This is a genomic window from Paenibacillus sp. BSR1-1 (assembly GCF_030403775.1).
In the GTDB taxonomy this organism is placed as follows: Bacteria; Bacillota; Bacilli; order Bacillales; family Cytobacillaceae; genus Neobacillus.
On the sequence record NZ_JAQMWQ010000002.1, the window covers coordinates 356,683 to 374,256 of the forward strand.

The window sequence follows — 17,574 nt, forward strand, 5'->3', positions numbered from 1 at the left end:
TGTAGGAAAGGAGCGAGAAGATGACAAATGGAAAAGTGTACCTTGTTGGTGCGGGGCCGGGAGACCCTAAGCTGATTACCGTTTATGGGATGGAGTGTATCCAGCAGGCGGATGTGATTTTATATGACCGTTTAGTAAATGAGGAACTGCTGAAATATGCAAAGCCGGAGGCAGAGCTGATATTTTGCGGAAAACAGCCAGGAAGACATCAGATCATTCAAGATCAAATTCACCAGCTGTTAGTTGAAAAAGCCAGTCAGGGCAAGACGGTCACCAGATTAAAAGGAGGCGATCCCTGTATTTTCGGCCGTGTCGGTGAAGAAGCAGAAATTCTTGCGGACCATGGGATCCGCTATGAAATAGTGCCGGGGATTACAGCTGGTATTGCAGCACCTGCTTATGCTGGAATTCCCGTTACCCACCGTGATTATGCTTCCTCCTTCGCGTTCGTCACTGGCCACAGCCGAGCGGAAAAGGATGAGGATCAATTAAATTGGCCAGCCCTCGCTCAAGGAATCGATACGATTGCCTTTTATATGGGAATTGGGAATTTACCCTATATTGTCTCGAAATTAGTCGAAAACGGAAAAAGCCCTAATACGAAAGCCGCCATCATCCAATGGGGAACGACGACCAAGCAAAAGACGGTGACCGGAAGTTTAAAGGATATCGAAGTCCGGGCCCTTGAAGCAGGGATTACTCATCCGGCGATTGTTCTGGTGGGCGATGTGGTCGGCCTGCGCGAGAAATTACGCTGGTTTCAAGAAGCAGAAGAAAAGCAAGAAGTAGGAATAGGGGGGAAATAAGATGTCGATTATAGCGGAAATCAAAAATCGAAGAGCGATCCGTGATTATGCGGCTCGAGAGGTCGAAGACGAAAAGATTCACACTTTATTAGAAGCAGCGACTTGGGCACCGAATGATCGGATGAGGGAACCATGGGGCTTTTATGTGATTAAAGGTGAAGCAAAAAAACGTTATGAAGCGTTGGCCTATGAATATCTACAGGAACGCTTTCCAACCAAACCAAATTTAATCGAAAGCTCCTTAAAAGTACTAAAAACCACACCGGTTCATATTGTCGTTACCGCTGACATTGTTCCGGGCGATGAAGAGGCCTCTGCCGATAATGAATATGCCGTATGCTGTGCGATCCATTCGATGTGGCTTGCCGCTAAAGAATTAGGATTAGGTCTGGTCTGGCGGACAAGGGGTGTCGGACTTGTTCGCGACCAACGAATGTATGAGTTTATTGGCTCACCAGAAAACAAGAAAATAATTGGAAATTTGTTTATCGGTTATCCCGATCCAGAAGTAATAAAAAAGGCGAAGGTACCAGCCCGGACATCCTATGAAGAAAAAACAGTCTGGCTGTAACGAGGAGTGAAACGGATGGAAGAGGTAACAGAAAACAAAGCAAAGAGCGGCCTTACATTAGTTTATACCGGTGATGGAAAAGGGAAAACGACTGCAGCCCTTGGACTTGCTGTCCGAGCCGCCGGTCGAGGGAAACGGGTGCTGATGATTCAATTTATCAAATCGCCTGATCGAACGTATGGGGAAAAAATTACGTTCGAAAAATTAGGGATTGAAATCGTGCAGACAGGAGTCGGCTTTACGTGGACGAAAACACCGGAGGAACATCGGGAAGCCCTAAAAACAGCGTGGGCTTTTACAAAAGAAAAGGTAAAGTTTGGCGGCTATGATGTTGTCATTTTAGATGAACTAAATAATGCCCTCGCAATTGATAAATTCCCGATAGACGATGTACTTCCGTTAACAGAAGTACTAGAGTTGATTCAGCAGCGCCCAAAGGGGATGCACTTGGTGATTACCGGACGATCAGCTCAAGAGGAAATCATCGCTTGTGCGGATTTAGTAACCGAAATGAGGCCCGTTAAGCATTATTATAACGAAGGAATTCCTGCCGTGAAGGGAATTGAGTTTTAAATGGTTTATTTTGAAAAAATTGTACATGGCGGCGAATTACTGACGGGCACGGAACCCGGAGCTAACAGATCAGGATTTTCGGATTGCGATTCGAACCGAAGAAGAAAATCAATCCTTAATCCAAGCCTTAATTGATCCGCCACCACTATTGGGAATACGATTTCTGCCTTGTTTATGAGGCCACATGGAAAGCAGTAAGGAATCAGGAGGGCTGAGAATTCGATGTTAGTTCATGCCATTTATATTGTTATTGCTTATCTTATTGATCGAATCATCGGTGACCCCCGTAAGCTGCCACATCCGGTGGTCATCATCGGGAAGTCTATTAGTCTTTTGGAAAAAGCGATTCGTTCTTTCACCATAAAGGAAAGGTATTTGAAACTGGCAGGACTCTTATTTCCTATTCTGATTGCTGGCGGCAGCTATTTATTCGTTACTGTGCTGCTTTACTGCCTCAATCAGCTGAATCACGTTCTTGCTGTCATTGCGGAAATATGGTTAATTTCAACGACCATCGCGACAAAAGGATTGGCTGATGCAGGGTTGGAAGTATTCCGACACTTGAAAAATCAGGATTTAAGAGCTGCACGAAAAAGTCTGGGAATGATTGTCGGAAGAGATACGGAAAACCTTGAGGAAAGTGAAATTTCGCGGGGGTCTGTGGAAACCGTAGCCGAAAACATTGTCGATGCGATTATATCACCGTTATGCTTTGCCCTTATCGGGGGTGCCCCGCTTGCAATGGTGTACCGAGCGGTTAATACGTTAGATTCGATGGTTGGATATAAGAATGAGAAATATCAAAACTTAGGCTGGGCCTCGGCCCGACTAGATGATCTAGTAAACTATTTGCCTGCCCGGTTAACGGTTGGAATGATGCTGCTTGCTTGTTCGATTAAACGTCTCGATGTACAAGGCGCTTGGAAAATGATGAAACGGGATGCCAGACTTCATCCGAGTCCAAATAGCGGTTACCCAGAGGCGACAATCGCAGGAGCGCTTCAGGTACAACTTGGAGGAACGAATTATTATTTCGGTAAAGTCTCTGAAAGGGCAAAGATGGGTGAACCATTACGGAAGATCCAAGCAGATGATATTTTACTTACAGTAACGGTTATGAAAATAACCTCCATTATCTGTGTCGTGTTATTTATGGTCCTTTCGGTAATAATGAGCTGGGCATGAAGTAGGGGGATAGGAGCCTGAACAATGAAACTAGGAAAAGGAAGCTGCAATGGCACATTTGGAGAACTGGTCCAAGGAATCATGGAAGAGCGCCCGTTTTTAATCACTTTGCCTATCCCGAGTTTACGAAGTGAGGCTAGATTTGTTCCAGACACAGCCATATCCCAAATAAGGGTCGTAAATTCCAAAATGAAAGCGAGGAAAGCGGGGGAATTGTTACTCCAACTTTGTGGGATAAGAGGGGGCGGATACCTCGAAATACATTCCAATATCCCTGCCGGCAAGGGGATGGCTAGCAGTTCGGCGGATATTGTTGCTTCATTAAGAGCAATAGCTGACAGCTATAGTATTCCGCTCACAAATGAAATGATCTCGATGATTGCCGCAAAAGTGGAACCTACCGATGGGGTCATGTATGAGGAAGTCGTGGTCTATGACTATATTCACGGTCAGCTGATTGCCAGCTTTGGGGCCTTACCCCCATTCATCCTCGTTGGGATCGACCTTGGGGGTATGATCAATACAATTGAATTTAATGAAGTTCCGAAAGAGTACAGCCAAAACGATCAAGAGCAATTGATTAAAGCTTTTGATCTGGTTACAAAAGGATTTAAGGAAAAAAATATAACTAATATTGCGGAGGCAGCAACCCTCAGTGCACGGGTGAATCAAAAAATATTGCCAAAGCCTGTTTTTCCTCTATTAGATCAGTTGGCCTATCGCTATCAGGGCGGAATTGTTGTCGCCCACAGTGGAACGGTCGCGGGTATTATACTAGATGGAAATCTTCCCAACAATGAATTGGTGGTTTCACACATAATTAGGGAAATGTCACTCGCTTACAAGGGCGTTCCTATAAATTTATATCATTATGAAAGCAAGGAATAGATAATGATTTGAAAGATGCATAAAGTTTGTTTTCAAAAGGGGGTTAACATGTTTAGTCAAGAGGAACGAGAAGTGATTTACGATTGTATTTATAAAAGGAGAGATGTCCGCACTTTTCTCCCGGATCCGGTAAGACCTGAGGTGATTCAACGTGTTCTTCAAGCGGCCCATCATGCGCCATCCGTAGGGTTTATGCAGCCATGGAATTTTATAATCGTTTCTTCAGACGAAATAAAAGAACGGTTGGCCTGGGCGGCAGAAAAGGAACGAAAAGCATTGGCTATCCACTATGAGGATGAACGAAAAACAAAATTTTTAGAACTGAAAGTTGCTGGCATCAAACAGGCACCGTTAACCATTTGTGTCACCTGTGATTCCACACGTGGGGGCTCCCATGTATTAGGAAGAAACTCGATCCCCGAAACGGATATTCTATCGGTAGCCTGTGCAATCCAAAACATGTGGCTTACGACATATGCAGAGGGATTAGCAATGGGCTGGGTAAGTTTTTATAAGAAAAATGATGTCAGGGATATCCTGCAGATTCCGCCTCATATTGATCCAGTCGCCTTAATTTCGATTGGATACACCAATGAATATCCATCCGCCCCCATTCTAGAGCAAGCGAATTGGGAGAAAAGAAGAACTCTTCGTAATCTAATATTTTTTGAGGAATGGGGAAATCAGGAAAAAATCGATTGAATCTAGGGTGTCTGTAATCATCATCCCAAGAGATTGATTTTTTTTGTTGCAACTGTTTATAAAGGGGAGGAATTTTTATATGGAAACTGTATCACTGTTTTTACTTGTTTTTGTTTTGGGGCTTCGGCATGGTTTGGATGCGGATCATCTTGCCTTTATTGATGGACAAACCCGTTATAACTGGAGAATGGGAAGTCCATTTGCACGTTGGGTTGGTACGTTATTTTCATTTGGTCATGGAGGAATCGTAGCAGTGATGGCTGGGATTTTGGGAATGGTGATAAAGAATTTTTCATTCCCAGCATATTTTGATAATTTTGCTTCATGGGTATCGATTATTTCTTTATTCCTAATTGGCACATTAAATACTTACAATCTGTTACGCACTAAAAAGAATAATGAAGAATTTCAACTTAGTGGATTAAAGGGAAAGTTTATTCCAAAAATTGCGAAAGGAACAACAAATCCCTTTCTTATCATTTTGGTAGGGGCTTTGTTTGCCTTAGCTGCCGAGACGGTAAGTCAAACAGCTGTCTGGTCTATGGCAGCAAGTAACTCAGGTAAATACACACCTTTATTTTTAGGATTAATTTTTATGTTTGGCATGATGATTACAGATACAATTGATTCCATGATTGTTTATAAAATGGTGAATCAGTCCAGCAAAATCGGTCAAGCTGCGTCTAGACTTATGGGTTGGGTGATTGTCTTCTTAGCATACGGAGTTTCATTTTATCTAGCATTTACTTTCTTTAACCCTTGGGCAGAACTAGATTTCGAAATCGTGGGAATCATTCTTTTCATTTTCTTAGTCGCTTCTTTTATCTTTGTAAGCGTTCGCTCTAAGAGTCAAAATCATGAAATAAATACTACGAATTAATCAAAAGAGCTCTGACAATTTTATTGTGTAAGAGCTCTTTTTTCTTCTACTAACATGGGAGTTTAATTGAACAAGGAATTTATACTTCGTCTGTTGAAAATGTAATACTAAATAAGATTTTTAATATTCCTAAATTATATTTAAATTGTGTCGAATTCCGTTCACGTCGTTCTTCGATATGAATGAGAGCGATATTATTTTGAAAGGATGAAAAGGAACATGGGAAAACTGGTTGTGAATATGTTCATGACGTTGGATGGTGTTATTCAAGCTCCGGGAAGGCTCGATGAAGATCGAGAGGGAGATTTCGGCTATGGCGGGTGGCAGGCACCGTATGTCGATGCGGAGGCCGGACAATTAATCGCGGCTGATTATGCGAGGCTCGACGCGCTGTTGCTCGGTCGCAAAACATACGAAATCTTCGCGCCGTACTGGCAGCAGGCTCCGGCCAGCAGCCCGTTCACCAAGCTGTTGAACGAGAAACCGAAATATGTTGCATCCCGCACATTAACGAGCGTCGATTGGAACAACTCAAAGCTGCTCGATGCGGATGTGACTACAAGTGTGCCGTTGCTGAAGGAGAGGTATGCAGAGGTGCACGTCGCCGGTAGCAGCGACTTGATCCAGACATTGCTGCGTCACCAGCTGATTGACCGCATGAACATCTGGCAGTTTCCGGTTTTGCTGGGAAAGGGAAAACGGTTCTTCGATTCCGGAACGATACCGACGGCCCTGCAATTGCTTGAATCCAGAACGTTCCCGAGCGGCTCAGTTCTATTGCGCTACGAGGCTTCGGGAAAACCGACTTTCGGCAACATGGAGTAGAATGCCTAAGAAGGGATTGTTGTAGCAATCCTTTTTTTCTTGTTGTACTAGCAGTCGGGTTAATGAAAAAGGATTTATTGTAATTCAAGTAGAATTTAAACGTGTGAATGTTTCTAAGATTTTTACCCTAAAGGTGGAGAGATGATTGAAATTACTTATTGAAAGGGTTGATTCTGATAGAAAAGAAGTATTAAAAAACTTATTAACATTATTTTTACACGATTTATCAGAATTTAATCCTTCCATTGATTTGAATCCTGAAAACGGTTTGTTTGAATTTGATGTTTTAGATTGGTTTTTTGAAAAAGAGGGACTTACACCGTTTTTTCTTTTGTTTGATAAGAAACCAATAGGATTTATTTTGTTGCAAAGTGGACCTTTTACAAATCCAGAGCATGCCGAATATATTATTAATTCCTTCTTTATTATAAATAAATACAGAAGAAAAGGGTATGGAAGGCTGGCTTGTGATAGGTTATTTGAAAAGTATCCGGGAAGATATGCAGTTGGTCAGATAGAAACGAACATAAAAGCAATAAAATTCTGGAAAAATATCTATGAATCAAAAGGAATAGATGTAATCGAAAAAGAAAAAATTGAGGATGGGATAAAGGTGATTTACCAGTATTTCGAAATTCCTTAATTAATTTCTGTAAAGTCACAATGGGCAAACCTGATCCTGATAGGGGTGCATGGGTAGCTAAAGGGAAGAAGCGAATAACGATATAATTGGAGGTTAAGAACATGAAAATTAAAGGTTTCGGTGGGGTTTTTTGGAGAACAAAAGACGTTGTTTCATTAAATAATTGGTATAAAGAGACTCTTGGTTTATCGATGGGAGAGTGGAATGGTACGATCATCAAGCCAGATGTTGACAACGAAACCATCTTTTCTTTATTTAAAGAAGATAGTGATTATTTTCCAAAAGAACAATCTGTGATGCTAAATTTTCAAATAGAAAATATCGAGGCTTGGATGGAACATTTCAATAAAATTGGAGTACCGCTTTTAAAACAACCTGAGAAAAGTGAGTATGGAACATTTATTTGGATTGCTGATCCAGAAGGAAGATGGATTGAACTTTGGGAGAAATCATCGTGAATGAATATCTTATTCGAGTAACAGGTAGTTTTAAACTGCTTAGAGGTAGGTCCTTTTTCTAACATGAGTTCAAGATTCGGGTTGCTTCGGGCAGGTATAAAAAAGAAAGACCTATTGGGAAAAAACTAAATAAATCAGAAACACCGACTTTTTCAACAAAATCGGTGTTTATTTTCGTATTTTACATTCTATAAAATTTTGTTATCTCAACGTTTTTAAAGCACCACTCCATGCAATCACTTGGTCAAGCATCGCATTTACATTATTTAAGTGTAGTTCTTGTGGTTTAAAGGTTGTTCCGTTTTCAAAATCGGTAAATAAAGATAATGTTGGATGTACCCTAACATCTGCAATTAGTAACTCTCCACAAATTCCACGGAGATGTTCAGCAGCACGAGCTCCCCCAGTGGATCCATAACTTACAATACCAGCTGCTTTGTTATTCCATTCATCACGAGCAGAATCTAATGCGTTTTTCAAGGCCCCTGTAATACTGTGGTTATATTCCGCTACAATAAATACAAAACCGTCTAAAATAGCTAGCTTTTCCGACCATGCTTTCAATCCTGGTTCATTGCCCGCAGTTGTAAAAACAAATGGTAAATTAAATTCTGCAATATCTATAATTTCATATTCTGCATCTCCACGTTTATCTGCAATCCCCTTTACCCAATCTCCAACTTGTGGACTAACACGACCTTGACGTGTGCTCCCCAATATAATTCCTATTTTTAGTTTTTCATTTGTCATTACTTCTTCCTCCTTATTGTGCAGCGCCCAAATGATTTGCTTAGTAACCCCATACGCAGCCCTTAGCTTTGAACATTCTATTGATATCGTTTCCCCATTTCCTCCTTTTAAACGACTTATTTTAATTACTTATGTATTTCTTAATTTTCAAATATAACGGTACTTTTGATTTGAGGCATATTCAAATGACCATGTAAATATGAATAGAACAAAAGAAGTTTTTCAGGGAGGATATAGAATGAACGGAGAAGATACATCTTTGCATGCCGATACCGGTGTTACATCTGGAATGTTTGTTGAGCGCTCCTTAAATGAAATACGATTTTGGGCTAGGATTATGAAAGAGCATTCTTTATTTCTTCGATTAGGATTTAGAGCAGAGGATACTCAGCTCATTCAAGAGGCTAATCAATTTTATCGATTATTTGAACACATCGAACAAACTGCCCATTCCTTTAATAATCAAACAGACCCAGAACAAATTAGAAGATTTAATTCAGAGGTTCAACAAGCTGCAACTAATATTTTCGTATTTAAACGGAAGGTATTAGAACTAATTCTTACATGCAAATTACCTGGGGCCAATAATTTTCCGTTATTAGTTGACCATACAAGTAGGGAAGCAAATTATTTTAGAAAACGATTAATTGAATTAAATGAAGGAAAATTAAAAGCGCTGCCAGATGCCATTATTAAAGAAAATGTCTTTTTCTTAAGGATTATGGCAGACCATGCCAAATTTATTGGTCATCTCCTTGATCCCTCAGAAAGGAAACTAGTTGACGTAGCACAGAATTTCAGCAATGATTTTGATCAATTGCTGTATCAAGCAAGGGATTTAGAATCTATGAAGCCACAATCACAAACTGTTCCTCTTTTAGATCAATTCCTTGATCAAAATAGGGTTTCGGTTGCATCTCTTAGGGACTTCAAGAAAACAGCCCGTGATTTAATCGAGCAATGTAAAATAAAGAGCATTATTCATCCTCTATTAGCAGATCATGTTTTCCGGGAAGCTGATAGGTTCCTAGAAATCATTGATATGTTTGATGCTCATCTTACAGGAGGTACCCTATAACCTAAATAACGAAAAAAGTTATAGAATGCATGATGGTCAAATTAAGCATGATAGTTGGGTTGATTATTTTTTTGATGGGGTTGCCTTTGTGCAACTTTTTTTGATGAAAAAGGTTGCCAGGATCAGTGTTATAACTGGGCACATTTGGTCCTTCCTTAATTAAAATGTGGCAATTTCATATGAAAGTTGCCATATTTTCTTATTCAATGATGTTTAAGCATTTGAAAGGAGAAAAATCTTTAAACTCATCATCTAATCCTTGACGTTGCGTTTTGACAAAACCAGATATCATCGGCTTTGTGTTTTCATTAAGGTTTTTAATAAGGTCTAAAGAACGAGAGGTAATATAAGCGCTTTCATTGAACCATTCTTCATAAATAAATACTAAATTAGGATCTTCCTTGGAAACCATAATATTATAAATATCGCACTCTCCAAGTTTCTCGATGGATTTCGATGCCTTAAGAAGCATATTTACTAATTTTTCGCGTTGATCTTTCTTCACAATTAAACTGCTATTTAATCGATATTTCCCCATGTTTTTCCCTCCATATTTAAACATACATTAATTCAACATAGAAGCGATTTTACGTATTTTACCAAATTAAATATATCATGATTTTTTTTTCTAATGAAATAAACACATTAAATTAAAATGATTCTGGGACCAAGACATGCTAGATTCATTATTTTTGATGGTGATAAAATGTAAGTTTGCTTTATTAAAATTATTTAAATAATGTAAACATTAGATCTTATAATCATTATATATATTAATTATTAATTAATGAAAATAAAGGGGGTTTTTTAAATCTTAACCTCGACTTATTAGTAGAGTGGTTTGATAAGTCTATGAATGTATTGAAAATCTTGAAACACTGCTTTAAACAACCAGAGCCTAGTCAATTGGATATGTTTAACCAGTCTTTAGAACAATTATCGACTATTGTTCAGGTAATGGAATTACGAGACATTATTTAATTGTCATAATTCGGGGGAATAATGTATGGCTCATCAAGAAGTACAAACGACTAATCAAATTAAGGGTAAAAAAAAGTGGTGGGCTTTAGCAACGGTTCTTTTAACGATGTTTTTTTCATCAATGGATCAGACTGTCGTTTCCACTGCAATGCCGACCATAATTGGTGATTTACATGGATTACATCTCTATGCTTGGGTATTTACGGCATATATGATGGCGTCTTCTGTCACTATTCCTATTTACGGTAAGCTGTCGGATGTATTTGGGCGGAAACCGTTTTATTTATTTGGCCTTATTATGTTTGGAATCGGATCTGCGGTATCGGGGCAGGCACATACGATGATAGAACTAATTATGGCGCGTGCTTTTCAGGGGATTGGCGCCGGTGCTATGATGAGTATGCCTCGTGCAACAATAGGTGACATATTTACACCTCAAGAACGGGGAAAATGGATGGGCGTGATGATGGCTGTGTTTGGCTTATCCAGTATCATTGGTCCAGCACTCGGCGGATGGATTACGGACACGCTCTCATGGAGATGGGTATTTTACATTAATTTGCCTTTTGCCATACTTGCCATCATCGGGGTGTCTATTACCTTACCTAAAGTACGTGCGGAACACCAGGTGAAGATTGACTGGATTGGATCTGCCATTTTAGTTGTTGGATTAATTCCGATTTTACTTGGCTTTACATGGGCAGGAACAAAATACGACTGGGGTTCACCTACAGAACTAACGCTCTTTATTGGAGGTTTAATCGTTCTTATCCTATTTGTGTTGTGGGAGCGAAAGGCGAAAGATCCACTACTAGCACCATCATTGTTCAAAAATCGTATCTTTAGCACTTCACTGATCTTAGGAATTCTGATTGGGATGACGATGTTTGGAACCCTTATATTCTTACCTGTATATGTTCAAGGAGTAATTGGTCTAAATGCACAAAGCAGTGGGTGGGTGATGTCCCCAATGATGCTTGGTTTTATTGTAGGCTGCATAGTATCTGGTCAAGTCATGTCTAAAACCGGTCGTTATAAGTTCCTGGCAATAATAAGCGGTGCAGTGATCGTGGCAGGCTCTATATTAATGAATCAGATGGATATTCATACAAGTTGGACATCTGTAGCTTTTAACATGGTTGTTATTGGACTTGGAATTGGCTCGTTGATGCCGCTAATGAATATGGTCGTCCAAAATGCATTTCCTTATAAGATGATGGGTACCGTAAATTCTACGCAGCAATTTGTGAATTCACTTGGCGGTGTCATTGCTTCCCCAATTTTCGGCTCTATATTAAACAAAGCATTCACTCAAAAGTTTAACGAGACATTACCTGAATCTTTACAGCAATTTAAAAGTAAGTTAGCGGGTGTGAATCCACAAGCACTTTTGACATCTGAAGCACAGCAAGCAATTGCAGCCCAGTTTAATAAGTTTGGAAACGCGGGCCATCAGATGTATATTCAACTGATGAATGCTGTGAAGTCTTCTTTAACTTATGGTGTTCAACATCTCTTCATGGTTGGATTAGTTTTTGCCATTCTTAGCTTTATAGGAACTTTCTTTTTGCCAGAAGTTAAACTAAAGGGGAAAGAATACTACCAGTCTGAAGTCACTTCAGATACCAATCAAAGCCTCGATAGGAAAAGTGACTGAAGAAGATATCACTGGTATAAGTAATAGTACGCGAATAGTGCAAAGAAACGGCAAAATCAGCCGTTTTAATAAGGATTGTGAAATTATATTCGACCATATAGGTCGTTTTTTTTTTTTTGAGTAGGTCGTAAAGTAATCGATATTGGTCAGAAAACTGTTGCTTTAAAAAAGCAATTTTTTACCAATTCTAAGAAGTGATTCGTCTCGATTTTCTTTCTCAATATTGCACCGAATCCAACCATAGTATATAGTTGGTTTCGATCATATGGTTCGTCAACTTAAACGATTCAACTGATCATTGGAGGTATTTTATTGCATGAATAAGCATGACCAACTAAATATTATCAAAGAGGATTTTATTAATTGTCATAGGGTACTATTGGCGATTGGTGATGAAACACGTCAATCGATCTTAATGGTTTTAATGGGAACGGATTGTCAAACAGGATTACGTGTAGGTGAAATTACTGAACAAACACATCTTTCTCGACCTGCTGTGTCACATCATCTTAAGATATTGAGAGATGCCGGTGTTATTTTAATGCGGAAAGAAGGTACAAAAAACTACTACTATATAAATGTACGTACAAAATTAGGTTTATTAAAAACGCTTGTGTTGGATATTGAAAAGTTAATGGAGAACTTTTATTGAGATGATGAGATTAAAACATAAGTTATTAGGAGGAATACGCAATGAAAGCAATGGTTATAGATCGGTATGGGGAAGTCCCTATGCGTTTAGCAGAAATGCCCACACCTGAATTGGGTGAATATGAGGTACTCGCAGAAATTCATGCAGCTAGTATTAATCCTGTTGATTTTAAAATCCGCGACGGGAAAGTGAAATTGTTAGTTAAATACAGAATGCCTCTTATCCTTGGGAATGACTTTTCTGGAGTCGTGGTAAAGGTTGGCGCAAAAGTAACTCGTTTTAAAGTTGAAGATGAAATATATGCACGTCCACGTAAGAGTAAAATCGGTACGTTTGCGGAATATATCTCCATTCATGAAAATGACATCGCCTTAAAACCTAAAAATTTGAGCTTTGAGGAAGCTGCATCGATCCCACTGGTTGGATTAACTACTTATCAAGCGTTACATGACATCCTGCAATTACAAAAAGGACAGAAGATTTTGATACAAGCTGGGGCTGGTGGTGTCGGTACCTTTGCTATTCAACTGGCAAAATTAATGGGTGCCACTGTTGCAACAACTGCAAGTGAAGCTGGTACGAATTTAGTAAAATCTCTTGGTGCAGATGAAATTATTAATTACAAGTCAGAAAAATTTGAAGATAGACTGAAAAATTATGATGCGGTATTTGATACACTTGGGGGCAAGATACTCGAGAAATCATTTGATGTTTTAAAAGACGGAGGAAAGATTGTTTCCGTTTCTGGTTTACCGAATGCTCGTTTTGCCAAAGAATATGGTTCAGGATTTTTTAAAACACTTTTGTTCTCAGCAGCAAGTAGTAAACTTACAGCACTTGAAAAAAAGCATAATGTTCAATATACGTTTTTGTTTATGAAGCCAAGTGGAGATCAATTACGTATTATTGCAGAGTTTATAGAGTCAGGTAAAATCAAACCTGTAATTGATAGAGTTTTTCCTTTTAAAGATGCTCAAAAGGCGATGGAATATGCACAGTCGGGAAGGGCTAAAGGGAAAATTATTTTAAAAATCAGATAGTTATCAAACGCATCTAAAGTTATGTTATATTTTCCTATTTTTTAATTTTATCCTTACTATTTCACTCCCTTTTTCTATATGATAAATATTCTAAAAATCTCTTGGACGCAAGTGAAAGTGATCTTTGTTCTCTCATAGCAACACCAATATTTCTAAAAGCAGGAACTTCAAGCTCTTTCGTTATAATTTTGTGTGGAATACGCTGTAATATCAATTCTGGTAATATACTGATTCCTAGCCCGTTTTCCACCATAGACATAATGGCATAGTCATCCCATGTTGTAAAATTAACTTGTGGTGTAATATGGTGCCTCTCAAAAATTTCTGAGATTTCTGCTTTTGCCCCCTTTTCCAACAGCATAAACGGACTGTTCTGTAAGCCGTTGATGGGAAACTTTTCGCAATTAGCAAGAGGATGATTTGGGGGAATCACTACCAGCAAACGGTCTTGTTCCAAAAAGATTGTTTCAAGTTCTGCTTTTGTCGGAAGCCGCAAAAATCCAAAGTCAACACGCCCATTTAGGATCCAACTCTCAATTTCTGTATAATCACCAAGCAGAAATTCAAAATCTATCATTGGGTAATCTTTCTTAAAAATTTTAATAATGTTAGGGAGCCAGTGAGATGCTACGCTGGAAAATGTCCCAATACGAATCATCCCAGATTCCATATTATTTAATTCTTCAATCTGCTTCATTAAGATTTCATGCTCATTGCAAATTCGCTTTAATTGGGGCAGTAACTTTAAACCATCCGAGGTTAAATTGATACCGGCAGGTCCTCTTTCAAAAAGGAAAATCCCCCATTCCTTTTCTAAATCGTTAATCATTCGGCTAATCCCAGACTGTGAATAGTCCAAAATTTCGGCAGCTTTTGTAAAACTACCCAATTCTACTGCTTTGACAAATGCCATATATTTTTGGATATTCATATCTCTTTCCTCATCCTATCTGATTTTGTCATACCTATCATGATAAACATTCGTTTTTGTAATGTATGTGATTATGATATATTTTTACTAATAATTATTCAAGTTAGGAAAGGAAAAGGTGCAAAACGATGTTTTTTGTGAGTGATATTAGAATCTGCGAATTAAAACTGTTTCGCAGATTCGTAGGAGTAGATGATGAAATCTAAAATTCAGTTTATCTTATCAATGATTATTTTCGGTACAATTGGTTTAGTTGTTCGAAAAATTGATCTATCTTCGAGCGAAAGAGCTATACTAAGCAGTTTCATAGGATTCTTATTTTTACTGTTAATATTCTTCGTGATTAAGAAAAAATTATCATGGAGTTTAATTAAATCTAATGCTTTATTTTTGATTCTTTCAGGTATTGCATTGGGAGGAAATTGGATTTTTCTTTATCAATCGTATGACCATACGACAATTGCCAATGCAACGCTAGGTTATTACTTTGCACCTGTATTTGTGATGATTCTTTCTCCCTTTATACTTCGGGAACCATTATCCATCAAGAAAATTTTGTGTATTGGTGTAGCGATCATAGGGATGGTAATGATTGTAGGTGAAGGCGTGAGAGCATCCAGCACAGACGATCTTCTTGGACTTTCCTTTGGATTAATCGCAGCTGCATTTTATGCTGCGTTATTGCTACTAAATAAATTTATTAAAAATATGGTAAAGTTAGAGCTGACCATCATTCAGCTTGGAACAACCACTTTACTTCTAATGCCATATGTTTTCTTGACTTCCGGCTTTGGTATCTTTGAAGTATCAAGCTCTTCCATTCCTTTTATTTTAATTTTAGGGATTATCAATACAGGGATCGGTTTTTGGTTATTTTTCTCTGGTATGGAAGGATTAAAGGGACAGAGTATTGCTATGCTAAGTTATGTGGATCCATTTGTAGCTATATTGATATCTGCAATTATCCTGCAAGAACAAATGACTTGTATTCAAATGCTGGGTGGTGTACTCCTGTTGGGGTCTACATTTGTTAGTGAAACCAAATCTATTAGATTATCCAAACATAGCACAAAAATTTTATCGAAATAGTGATAGTTTAAGACAAAAATAAATAACCACTTAACGAACCAAAGATATTGGAATTGAAAGAGTAGAAGAGAGGTATATCATTGGAAAGATATGAATGATTTATTGCTTAACTATAAGGTTTAATTTTGAAAAATTACAAAGCCATGAGAGATGGAGCCACGTGATCGTCTTAGGCAACCTCCAAAAACGTGGTGTTATTTATTATTTAACTTATGTAAAAAAACATCTAATTCATCAGTTGATTGGAATTTATAAGCATACCCATAGCAAATCGGTCCATTACCTGTATGGTCTCTCTTAGTTCTTTATTCTCTTCAACATTTTTTGGATTTAAAACAATAGTAATCTCTTTATTTGGAAAAAAATAAATTACTTTATCCTTCACAATATTTTTAAATTCAACAGCTTTTGATGTTTCTTTCATCGTTTTGAAATTGTTTAATCCAAAAGTATTTTGTATATTTCCAATATTGATATTCACCTCTTACTGTAATTATATACCTAATTCTATTATAAGGTATAAATCCATAAATATCCTAAAAAGATCGCATTCTTTTAATTAGCTCAATAGTTGCATATTATCCTTTATATCCCAATAGTCTTAAATGAAACTACTGTCTAGGAATATGAAGATGGGGGGATTCAATGGAGAGCCGAAATGAAAAATTAAAAAACGTATCACTTGGAACACGAATCGTTGCTTTTTTATGGGACTACGTTATGATCTTGGGTTACCTCTTGCTGCTTTTCGTACTATCTTTTTTTGCGAGACCGCTGCTGATTCCATTGTTCACAGCAAATTCCATGTCAGCGGAAATCACCGGATTCCTATTGATTACACTGCCTGTTTATCTTTATTTTTCCATAAGTGAAGGCAGGAAATCGCATGCGACATGGGGAAAACGAAAAATGGGGATAGTGGTCATGGGTGTAGATGGTCGATCAATCGGTCTGAGACGTTCGCTTGTCCGTTCTGCGATTAAATTTGCCCCTTGGGAGTTGTCGCATTTTACGATTTGGCACATTGTCATACCTTCTAATTTCCCTGATTATTTGATTAATATATTATTGTTAACGGTATACGGACTTGTATTTATCAATTTGGTAAGCCCCTTAATGAACAAAAATAAACAGACTGTTTATGACATTCTCGCTCAAACTGTTGTTAGGTACAATGAATAAAGAATCATAGAGTTTTTATTTTAAAATTAATAGAGAAGATCTTTTTGAAAAGAAGGATTAAAGGGGATTGTTTATGAACAAAAGTCTTTTTATATTACTATTTCTTTTCGGTCTTACCATAATGGGTTGTTCAAAAGAGGGAATGTCAGGAGAAAAGCCTCCAGAAGTCTATATAAAAATTGGTAATGTAAAGTATGAAACAAAACTTGGCACTTATTGTTGGAAAGGTACCTGTGTTGATACGGCGGGACCAGTTGATTTATTAAAGGGGAAAGAACCTATTAAAGTAAATCCTGGTGAGCGAATATCTTTTATAATGGACTATGAACCAAAACCAAATGAATTCCACGTTTCACAGATTAGTGAAAGTATTGAAAATGAAGTTTTGGTTAAAGATAATAGTTTTTCCGTTCCTATACAAAAAGGGGTTTATTATTATTCTTATGGTGTATGGTGGATGGATGAAAAGGAAAAGAACCTTTCTCATGGCGATGCTTTTTATGCATTTGTTTTAGAAGTAAAATAGTTCTTATTAAACTACCGTGTGGGTCTGACAAGAAGTTGTAAGTATTCGGCTTCTTTTTCTTATTGAACAAATGGGGGAAGGATATTGAAAACTTGATTTCGAAATGCTGATGAAAGTGTTATGATAAATTCAACTTTTAACAATTCTGTGGGTTGTT

Annotated in this window: 19 protein-coding genes and 1 pseudogene; 17 read left to right on the forward strand and 3 right to left on the reverse strand. The window is 38.0% G+C overall.

Translation table 11 applies throughout. The features are described from left to right. Positions 1-20: 20 nt before the first annotated feature. From cobA to PH210_RS05120, 10 genes are all read left to right on the forward strand, one after another. Positions 21-806 carry a uroporphyrinogen-III C-methyltransferase gene (gene cobA / locus PH210_RS05075; RefSeq protein ID WP_289983545.1) on the forward strand — a complete coding sequence of 262 codons (786 nt, stop codon included), beginning with the start codon at positions 21-23 and terminating at the stop codon, positions 804-806. Position 807: 1 nt separating this feature from the next. Beyond that, entirely contained in the window at positions 808-1,377 is a 570-nt protein-coding gene (locus PH210_RS05080) for a nitroreductase family protein (protein ID WP_289983548.1), read from the forward strand. 15 nt (positions 1,378-1,392) lie between these two features. Further along, positions 1,393-1,950 carry a cob(I)yrinic acid a,c-diamide adenosyltransferase gene (cobO, locus tag PH210_RS05085; protein ID WP_289983550.1) on the forward strand — a complete coding sequence of 186 codons (558 nt, stop codon included), beginning with the start codon at positions 1,393-1,395 and terminating at the stop codon, positions 1,948-1,950. A 222-nt stretch (positions 1,951-2,172) separates the two neighbouring features. Then, complete coding sequence (gene cbiB, locus PH210_RS05090) at positions 2,173-3,135, forward strand: adenosylcobinamide-phosphate synthase CbiB (RefSeq protein WP_289983551.1); 963 nt, start codon at positions 2,173-2,175, stop codon at positions 3,133-3,135. Positions 3,136-3,159: 24 nt separating this feature from the next. Continuing rightward, positions 3,160-4,023, forward strand: a complete 864-nt coding sequence (locus tag PH210_RS05095) for a GHMP family kinase ATP-binding protein (RefSeq protein ID WP_289983553.1) — start codon at positions 3,160-3,162, stop codon at positions 4,021-4,023. A gap of 48 nt (positions 4,024-4,071) precedes the next feature. Continuing rightward, positions 4,072-4,725 carry a 5,6-dimethylbenzimidazole synthase gene (bluB, locus tag PH210_RS05100; RefSeq protein ID WP_289983555.1) on the forward strand — a complete coding sequence of 218 codons (654 nt, stop codon included), beginning with the start codon at positions 4,072-4,074 and terminating at the stop codon, positions 4,723-4,725. 79 nt (positions 4,726-4,804) lie between these two features. Then, positions 4,805-5,605, forward strand: coding sequence for a HoxN/HupN/NixA family nickel/cobalt transporter (locus PH210_RS05105; RefSeq protein WP_289983557.1), 801 nt, complete (start codon positions 4,805-4,807; stop codon positions 5,603-5,605). A 219-nt stretch (positions 5,606-5,824) separates the two neighbouring features. After that, a complete protein-coding gene (locus PH210_RS05110; protein ID WP_289983558.1) occupies positions 5,825-6,430 on the forward strand; it encodes a dihydrofolate reductase family protein in 606 nt (201 codons plus the stop codon). A gap of 145 nt (positions 6,431-6,575) precedes the next feature. After that, positions 6,576-7,073: a GNAT family N-acetyltransferase gene (locus PH210_RS05115; RefSeq protein ID WP_289983560.1), complete on the forward strand. Its 498-nt coding sequence runs from the start codon at positions 6,576-6,578 to the stop codon at positions 7,071-7,073. A gap of 101 nt (positions 7,074-7,174) precedes the next feature. Next, the gene (locus PH210_RS05120) at positions 7,175-7,531 is read left to right on the forward strand and encodes a VOC family protein (protein ID WP_289983562.1); all 357 of its coding nucleotides are present in this window, start codon (positions 7,175-7,177) and stop codon (positions 7,529-7,531) included. A 201-nt stretch (positions 7,532-7,732) separates the two neighbouring features. Here PH210_RS05120 and PH210_RS05125 read toward each other — a convergent pair. Continuing rightward, positions 7,733-8,334: pseudogene (locus PH210_RS05125) on the reverse strand (NADPH-dependent FMN reductase). A gap of 185 nt (positions 8,335-8,519) precedes the next feature. Here PH210_RS05125 and PH210_RS05130 point away from each other — a divergent pair. Beyond that, complete coding sequence (locus PH210_RS05130; protein WP_289983564.1) at positions 8,520-9,359, forward strand: DUF2935 domain-containing protein; 840 nt, start codon at positions 8,520-8,522, stop codon at positions 9,357-9,359. A gap of 199 nt (positions 9,360-9,558) precedes the next feature. Here PH210_RS05130 and PH210_RS05135 read toward each other — a convergent pair whose 3' ends face one another. Next, complete coding sequence (locus tag PH210_RS05135) at positions 9,559-9,897, reverse strand: putative quinol monooxygenase (protein ID WP_289983566.1); 339 nt, start codon at positions 9,895-9,897, stop codon at positions 9,559-9,561. Positions 9,898-10,365: 468 nt separating this feature from the next. Between PH210_RS05135 and PH210_RS05140 the strand changes: the two genes are divergently transcribed. From PH210_RS05140 to PH210_RS05150, 3 genes are all read left to right on the forward strand, one after another. Next, on the forward strand, positions 10,366-11,997 hold the full coding sequence (locus tag PH210_RS05140; protein ID WP_289983568.1) for an MDR family MFS transporter: 1,632 nt from the start codon (positions 10,366-10,368) through the stop codon (positions 11,995-11,997). A gap of 316 nt (positions 11,998-12,313) precedes the next feature. Next, the gene (locus PH210_RS05145) at positions 12,314-12,649 is read left to right on the forward strand and encodes an ArsR/SmtB family transcription factor (RefSeq protein ID WP_289983569.1); all 336 of its coding nucleotides are present in this window, start codon (positions 12,314-12,316) and stop codon (positions 12,647-12,649) included. Between the two features lie 41 nt (positions 12,650-12,690). Further along, complete coding sequence (locus PH210_RS05150) at positions 12,691-13,689, forward strand: NADP-dependent oxidoreductase (protein WP_289983571.1); 999 nt, start codon at positions 12,691-12,693, stop codon at positions 13,687-13,689. A gap of 61 nt (positions 13,690-13,750) precedes the next feature. Here the strand turns inward: PH210_RS05150 and PH210_RS05155 are convergent, their stop codons facing one another. Then, on the reverse strand, positions 13,751-14,620 hold the full coding sequence (locus PH210_RS05155) for a LysR family transcriptional regulator (protein WP_289983573.1): 870 nt from the start codon (positions 14,618-14,620) through the stop codon (positions 13,751-13,753). Positions 14,621-14,815: 195 nt separating this feature from the next. Here PH210_RS05155 and PH210_RS05160 point away from each other — a divergent pair, with 195 nt between their 5' ends. From PH210_RS05160 to PH210_RS05170, 3 genes are all read left to right on the forward strand, one after another. Beyond that, a complete protein-coding gene (locus PH210_RS05160) occupies positions 14,816-15,709 on the forward strand; it encodes a DMT family transporter (protein ID WP_289983575.1) in 894 nt (297 codons plus the stop codon). A gap of 645 nt (positions 15,710-16,354) precedes the next feature. After that, complete coding sequence (locus PH210_RS05165) at positions 16,355-16,891, forward strand: RDD family protein (RefSeq protein ID WP_289983577.1); 537 nt, start codon at positions 16,355-16,357, stop codon at positions 16,889-16,891. A gap of 73 nt (positions 16,892-16,964) precedes the next feature. Next, positions 16,965-17,417 (forward strand): hypothetical protein, encoded by a 453-nt coding sequence (locus PH210_RS05170; RefSeq protein ID WP_289983578.1) that lies wholly within the window; start codon positions 16,965-16,967, stop codon positions 17,415-17,417. The last annotated feature ends 157 nt before the right edge of the window (positions 17,418-17,574 follow it).

Bases quoted from the DNA above. Each gene is read 5' to 3' on its own strand.
- cobA (WP_289983545.1), top strand. From the start codon at position 21: ATGACAAATGGAAAAGTGTACCTTGTTGGTGCGGGGCCGGGAGACCCT.
- PH210_RS05080 (WP_289983548.1), top strand. From the start codon at position 808: ATGTCGATTATAGCGGAAATCAAAAATCGAAGAGCGATCCGTGATTAT.
- cobO (WP_289983550.1), top strand. From the start codon at position 1,393: ATGGAAGAGGTAACAGAAAACAAAGCAAAGAGCGGCCTTACATTAGTT.
- cbiB (WP_289983551.1), top strand. From the start codon at position 2,173: ATGTTAGTTCATGCCATTTATATTGTTATTGCTTATCTTATTGATCGA.
- PH210_RS05095 (WP_289983553.1), top strand. From the start codon at position 3,160: ATGAAACTAGGAAAAGGAAGCTGCAATGGCACATTTGGAGAACTGGTC.
- bluB (WP_289983555.1), top strand. From the start codon at position 4,072: ATGTTTAGTCAAGAGGAACGAGAAGTGATTTACGATTGTATTTATAAA.
- PH210_RS05105 (WP_289983557.1), top strand. From the start codon at position 4,805: ATGGAAACTGTATCACTGTTTTTACTTGTTTTTGTTTTGGGGCTTCGG.
- PH210_RS05110 (WP_289983558.1), top strand. From the start codon at position 5,825: ATGGGAAAACTGGTTGTGAATATGTTCATGACGTTGGATGGTGTTATT.
- PH210_RS05120 (WP_289983562.1), top strand. From the start codon at position 7,175: ATGAAAATTAAAGGTTTCGGTGGGGTTTTTTGGAGAACAAAAGACGTT.
- PH210_RS05130 (WP_289983564.1), top strand. From the start codon at position 8,520: ATGAACGGAGAAGATACATCTTTGCATGCCGATACCGGTGTTACATCT.
- PH210_RS05135 (WP_289983566.1), bottom strand. From the start codon at position 9,897: ATGGGGAAATATCGATTAAATAGCAGTTTAATTGTGAAGAAAGATCAA.
- PH210_RS05140 (WP_289983568.1), top strand. From the start codon at position 10,366: ATGGCTCATCAAGAAGTACAAACGACTAATCAAATTAAGGGTAAAAAA.
- PH210_RS05145 (WP_289983569.1), top strand. From the start codon at position 12,314: ATGAATAAGCATGACCAACTAAATATTATCAAAGAGGATTTTATTAAT.
- PH210_RS05150 (WP_289983571.1), top strand. From the start codon at position 12,691: ATGAAAGCAATGGTTATAGATCGGTATGGGGAAGTCCCTATGCGTTTA.
- PH210_RS05155 (WP_289983573.1), bottom strand. From the start codon at position 14,620: ATGAATATCCAAAAATATATGGCATTTGTCAAAGCAGTAGAATTGGGT.
- PH210_RS05160 (WP_289983575.1), top strand. From the start codon at position 14,816: ATGAAATCTAAAATTCAGTTTATCTTATCAATGATTATTTTCGGTACA.
- PH210_RS05165 (WP_289983577.1), top strand. From the start codon at position 16,355: ATGGAGAGCCGAAATGAAAAATTAAAAAACGTATCACTTGGAACACGA.
- PH210_RS05170 (WP_289983578.1), top strand. From the start codon at position 16,965: ATGAACAAAAGTCTTTTTATATTACTATTTCTTTTCGGTCTTACCATA.